This window comes from Leuconostoc sp. BM2, from assembly GCF_002095565.1.
Taxonomy (GTDB): Bacteria; Bacillota; Bacilli; order Lactobacillales; family Lactobacillaceae; genus Leuconostoc; species Leuconostoc falkenbergense.
Map to the genome: position 1 here is coordinate 1 of NZ_MOWQ01000061.1, position 5259 is coordinate 5259.

At 36.2% G+C, this 5259-nt stretch carries 5 protein-coding genes; 1 reads left to right on the forward strand and 4 read right to left on the reverse strand.

From position 1 onward, the window contains the following. Window positions 1–93: 93 nt before the first annotated feature. Complete coding sequence (locus BMG01_RS09985) at window positions 94–642, reverse strand: hypothetical protein (RefSeq protein ID WP_036068843.1); 549 nt, start codon at window positions 640–642, stop codon at window positions 94–96. A 296-nt stretch (window positions 643–938) separates the two neighbouring features. On the opposite strand from BMG01_RS09985, the gene BMG01_RS09990 reads away from it, so the two are divergent. Then, a complete protein-coding gene (locus BMG01_RS09990; protein WP_036068842.1) occupies window positions 939–2120 on the forward strand; it encodes an IS110 family transposase in 1182 nt (393 codons plus the stop codon). 82 nt (window positions 2121–2202) lie between these two features. Here BMG01_RS09990 and BMG01_RS09995 read toward each other — a convergent pair whose 3' ends face one another. From BMG01_RS09995 to BMG01_RS10005, 3 genes are read right to left on the reverse strand one after another with little or no spacing between them, the layout of a single operon-like run. After that, window positions 2203–2742, reverse strand: coding sequence for a hypothetical protein (locus BMG01_RS09995; protein WP_051586165.1), 540 nt, complete (start codon window positions 2740–2742; stop codon window positions 2203–2205). A 19-nt stretch (window positions 2743–2761) separates the two neighbouring features. Next, a complete protein-coding gene (locus BMG01_RS10000) occupies window positions 2762–3160 on the reverse strand; it encodes a thioredoxin family protein (protein WP_036068841.1) in 399 nt (132 codons plus the stop codon). Continuing rightward, complete coding sequence (locus tag BMG01_RS10005; protein ID WP_036068844.1) at window positions 3157–5229, reverse strand: CD3337/EF1877 family mobilome membrane protein; 2073 nt, start codon at window positions 5227–5229, stop codon at window positions 3157–3159. The genes BMG01_RS10000 and BMG01_RS10005 overlap by 4 nt, the downstream gene beginning before the upstream one ends. Window positions 5230–5259 lie beyond the last annotated feature (30 nt).

Sequence of the window (5259 nt, forward strand, 5' to 3'; positions counted from 1 at the left end):
AAATTCAGCTTATCATCAAATTTTATCGATGCATAAGCTTATTAAAATAGCGCTTCTTTAAGATATTTCACCTCCTTTAATTCAACCGTGATTTTAATTTCCACTTGACTTATTACCACATGTCTTTGTGAGATTACCTAAAGTCAATGAGATGACCTCATTACCTTTTGCATTCAATTGTCCCAATAATTTATAATTAACTGTCCGACTAACATTAGTTGCCGTTAAGGCACCAAAAAATAATATGCCGTCTTTTTGTTGGCTAAATTGCAATTGATTATCTGATACATGCCACTTTTTTGCTTGTGCTGGATCACTCTCTAATTGCCCTAGAAATTGTTTAACGAACTTTCTAACCTTATCATTTGCCACCTTTGATAACACTTGTTTGTCTGACACATAGCCTGCATTAAACAAAGCATTCACAGTGGCTTTTTGTTCGCTATTGTCTGGCAATTGATTATCATTAGCAACCACTTTTGTGATCGTGCCACTATTGTTAATCAAGGTTTGTGTCGCTGACAATTTAGCAACGGTGGCAGTCGCTTGTTTGAGCTGTGATTTTTGAAATTGTTTATAAAAAAAAGCGCCAATCAGGAAAAACCCAATAGCACTCAACACTTTTATTCTAGTGTTTGTCATTTTTAAATTTTAATATCCTTATATTATTATTTGTAGGTAGCTCCTACATGCTCTGGGTATAAATTTTATACTTAGATTATGATTATGCGTCGTGAATTAGTTTTTTATGTCCAACGGCATTACTAGATATATCATCTGGTAGTGACTGGTTCGGAAAGGCTCTAATCACGGCTTTTTGTCGTATTGGTAATAAGTTTGATAACGCTTTGACGTTTTATTTCGTGTAAGGTTACATTGTCAATTTGTCCGTGTTTATCATGCAGCATAATCTCATCATATTTAGGAGGATTTATTTTATGCTTTTCGTTGGGATTGATGTAGCCAAGTCGCACCATGATGCCGCTATTCTTGATCATGATGGTACAATCATTTTGCGCCATCTCCGTATTCAAAATACTCGTTTAGGATTTGAACTATTGATCACTAAGTTAAACGAACTCACGAACCAGCTAAATCAGCCAGTTCGTATTGCAATGGAGTCTACTGGCCATTACAGCACCAATATTATGATGTTTATGCAATCCCATGGCTATGCAACGTTTCTGTATAATCCATTTTTAATTAAGGAGTTTGTTAAATCATCTTCTCTACGTAAAACTAAAACCGATAAAGCTGATTCATTAACAATTGCTAAAAAGTTGGCTAGTGATGTGACACCTGAACAATTTGCTATCTCTCATGAAATCCAAGAATTAAAGACTTTATCTCGTTATCGTAGTCGACTAACAACAAGACGTGCTGACCTGAAAACGCAATACATTCGATTACTAGATATTTCGTTTCCAGAGTTGGCATCTTTTTTGGGCAATCATAATTTACACACGCAGTATATTTATGATTTACTCATTCGTTATTCTTCTCCACATCAAATTGCCCATACACGAATTGATGTTCTTACCAAAATGCTTCACGGTCAAGGTAATCATTTAGAATCAGCAAAACAGTTGAAAAATTTGGCACGTCAATCTATTGGCCTTAAATCCACAGCTAATGAGTTAGAGCTAAAACAAACACTCACCATGATTAAAATGTTTTCGACACAAATTGACACTGTTGATCAACAAGTTAATCAACTGATGGATTCTCTTGAAGACGCACGTATCATGACCTCCATATCCGGTATTTCCAATCGCATTGGCAGTGTCATCTTAGCCGAGATAAACAACATCAGGAATTTCAACTCACCAGAACAACTTTTGGCATTTGCTGGGTTAGAGCCATCTATCTATCAATCAGGTCAACTAGAAACGACTGGTAAAATGGTTAAAAGAGGTTCAACAGCACTACGCTGGGCGCTATATCAAGCAGCAGAATATGCTTCTCGATGGTCACCAACTATTCGAGCTTACCGACAGAAGAAACTCAAAGAAGGCAAACACTTTTACGTAGTCATGTCCCATGTTGCCAAAAAATTGGTACGAATCATTTATTATTTGCTCAAACATCACGAATACTTTGATGAAATAAAATTAAGCTAATTAATCTTGCACTCACAACCGAGTCCGTTTCAAAAACACCAATTTGAAACGGTTATTTGTCATGCTCTCTTATTAAAGTGTATTAATTAGATCCGCTTTCTTGACTTTTATAATAGTTTGTCTTTCCATACCACTCTTGTAGGATCATATAATCAGCGTTGAATTCAAATGCAAAAGGGTATTTAGCCCCTGTTTCTTTAACAACAAAGTAGCCTTTCGCAACAAATGAATTGCCGTCTTTATGCCAAATTGTTACCAAGTTTTCTATTTCATGCTCTTTGAAAAAATTAAAAGACTCAACATCATTATTCGTTGCTAATCCAATGCTATCATATACCATAGCGGCTATAGACGCTTGCCTATTACCAAATTTTTCACCATCTATATACGTTGTATCTTTCCAAGTGTCTTGATTTTCATGATAATTATGACCATCATCAATTGAAAATATTTCACTATCAATACGCTTCATCACTTTAGCTTGATTGATTTTTGGCAATTTGGAACTACTAGATTGTGAGTTTGTCTTATGCTGTCCCGTCATCATAAAGGCAATAATGATTATCAAAATGACTAACACGCCCCCAATAGATCCTAATGTCAACGCTGATTTTTTATTCATAGCTCTCCAATCAATTGATTTATTCTCTCGCAATTTGTGCCATTTGTTCATGTGTTGGCTTCACAATTCGTTTGATGACTGCCCCTTTTTGTACCACTAAGACAGTTGGTGCCACTTGAACATGATACTGTTCAAAATATTGTCGTGTCGCTAAATTCATGTAATCTACGACAATGGTTGCCTGATTATTTTGATCACGCATTTTTTGTAATTTATTGACATCACCCGTCAACTTCTCACAGGTTGAACACCCCTTTTTATGAAAAACGATCACGGTTTTATGCTTACCCAGAGTTTGATGAAACGCCGTTTTTAATTGATCATTTGGTGTATCATGATACTTATTATTATACCGAAAAAAAGCCGTAGTTACTACTGCCACAACGATTGTAGCGATTATTATAAACATTTTTTTCACGAGTTATCCTTTCCAAATTTATTTTTTAACTGACTGACTTTTTCATCACGTGACTTTTGTTTTTGTTCCATTTGCTTACCACGTTCGGCTAATAATTCACGAGCTATTTTGTCACGATTAACTGTTTTTTTCTGATCATTAGCAATTTCTTGACGTTTTGGTGTCTTTGATTGCTCAAAGTTATTATGATTATCAGGCACTTTATGAAGTGTCTTAGGTTGTGATTGTGTCGCTTGATCACCATATAATTGACGCTTAATTGCTTCACGCTTTTTAGCCACTTCCTGTTGACTATCTGAACCATTATCCTTACTTTTGGGATTATTGACCCGACTATTAGGCTGTTTAGCTTCAAAGTTTGATTTAGGTAAATGAATACCGCCTTTTTCAATCTTTGCCTGTTTTGGATCATCAGATTTTTTAGAATCCATTGGCTTTTTAAATTCATCAACCGTCAATGGTCTCTTATTTTTATCTGACAACTTTTGTGTTTTTGCCTGCTCTTTGCCTAACAACTGATCACGAACACGCGAAAGATTTTGTTGTCGTTTTTCCTCTGCCTGTTTGGTTTTCATCTCATTACGAACTGCCCTTGTTTGAGACATACGTTGCATTGGTCCCATTTGACTAATTTTTTGACCAACACTAGACTGCTTAATGCTCTGACCCTTTTCACGTAGATTAGATAAACGCATGGCTTGTGGCATTTGTCCCTCAATTCGTGAGTAACTAACCCCAACAAATTCAAATAGCTTACCACGATATTTGTAGACAATAAGGACTAAGAAAAAGAATAGGAATGCGTTAACTGCGTATGAGCCGAAATTAGTCGCTGGGATAAAACTATCAGTGAACGTCTGCAAAGCCCCAACCAAAACAATTAAGAAACCAGCCCCAATTTTAGCAATACCCCACATAATTGTTGCGCCAACAATTTTATACCCGTTACGGGCAAATTGTGGAAATAGCGCCATAACCAAAACAAATGGAGACAAGAGATACAAAGCCAATTCAATGACCATAACAAAGATATTAAACAAAGCCACTGCGTCATAAGGAATAGCATTCACAATTGATACCACTATGGCTACTAAGCTCATACCTGCTTTATTAAATGAATTATCTTTTTGCAGTGTCGGCACAGTTCCAGAAACCTTTGATATATTGCTCTGCAAAGTATCACTACTTCTTTTAGGATTAGTAGAAATAAATTGATAAGGATTATGTCCTGCTTTTGTCACTGCGTCTGCCGTTGCCTTACCATAATTCATCAAAAAATAAGGGCGTTCAATGGATCGCTCAAAATACCCCACTCTTAACGTGTCCCCTGGTTTAACATTATCATTACTATTGCCAATGACTTTTAACATTTGCGCTTGTCCTGCGTCACTGGCTTCATTGATTTGATTAAATAACTCATTACCATTGCCATACCAAAGCGTTGCGACTAATAAAATACCAACAAAATTAACCACCATGCGAACCGCTGATGACGTACGCCCACTAGCAAAGTGCATGAACCCCGTAATTGCTAAGACAATAATAGCTAATCCACCAAACAACAACTTACCTTGATCAAAAATAGATTTTACTTTACCTGAAACAGCGTTCTGGGCTTGTGTAAAGGCTTTTGATAAATTACCGTCATTTGATAAGGCACTCAATAGCTCATCATTGATTTGATAAATCAAAGTATTTAAATACCAAAAGAACTTAGCTAAGCCCATGCCCGTATTATTGGCTAAGTCTGTGACACCAATTTTTTCTGAATACGGTTGCCATGAAAATAGTGAGTCATTAAGCTTGTTGATGTTTTGTGCGTCACTGGCTTTAAATGAGGTATCGGTGGTACTCGTATCGCCTGATTTCTTTTCTGCGTCACTTGTCACCTCATCTACCGCTTTATCAGCTTGTTTTGAAGCGTCATCAATTGCATTAAGCGTATCTTGGTTAATTAAAGAACTATTTGAATTACTGCTATCATCTGCGGACACTTGCGTTTGTGCAAAGCCTAAAACAAACAAAAAAGAAGCCAAAATAATCAGCTTCCGACAAAATTTGATTTGCATGTGTTTTCCTTTCATCATTTCAATCATCAT

Bases quoted from the DNA above. Each gene is read 5' to 3' on its own strand.
- BMG01_RS10005 (WP_036068844.1), bottom strand. From the start codon at position 5,229: ATGCAAATCAAATTTTGTCGGAAGCTGATTATTTTGGCTTCTTTTTTG.
- BMG01_RS09985 (WP_036068843.1), bottom strand. From the start codon at position 642: ATGACAAACACTAGAATAAAAGTGTTGAGTGCTATTGGGTTTTTCCTG.
- BMG01_RS09990 (WP_036068842.1), top strand. From the start codon at position 939: ATGCTTTTCGTTGGGATTGATGTAGCCAAGTCGCACCATGATGCCGCT.
- BMG01_RS09995 (WP_051586165.1), bottom strand. From the start codon at position 2,742: ATGAATAAAAAATCAGCGTTGACATTAGGATCTATTGGGGGCGTGTTA.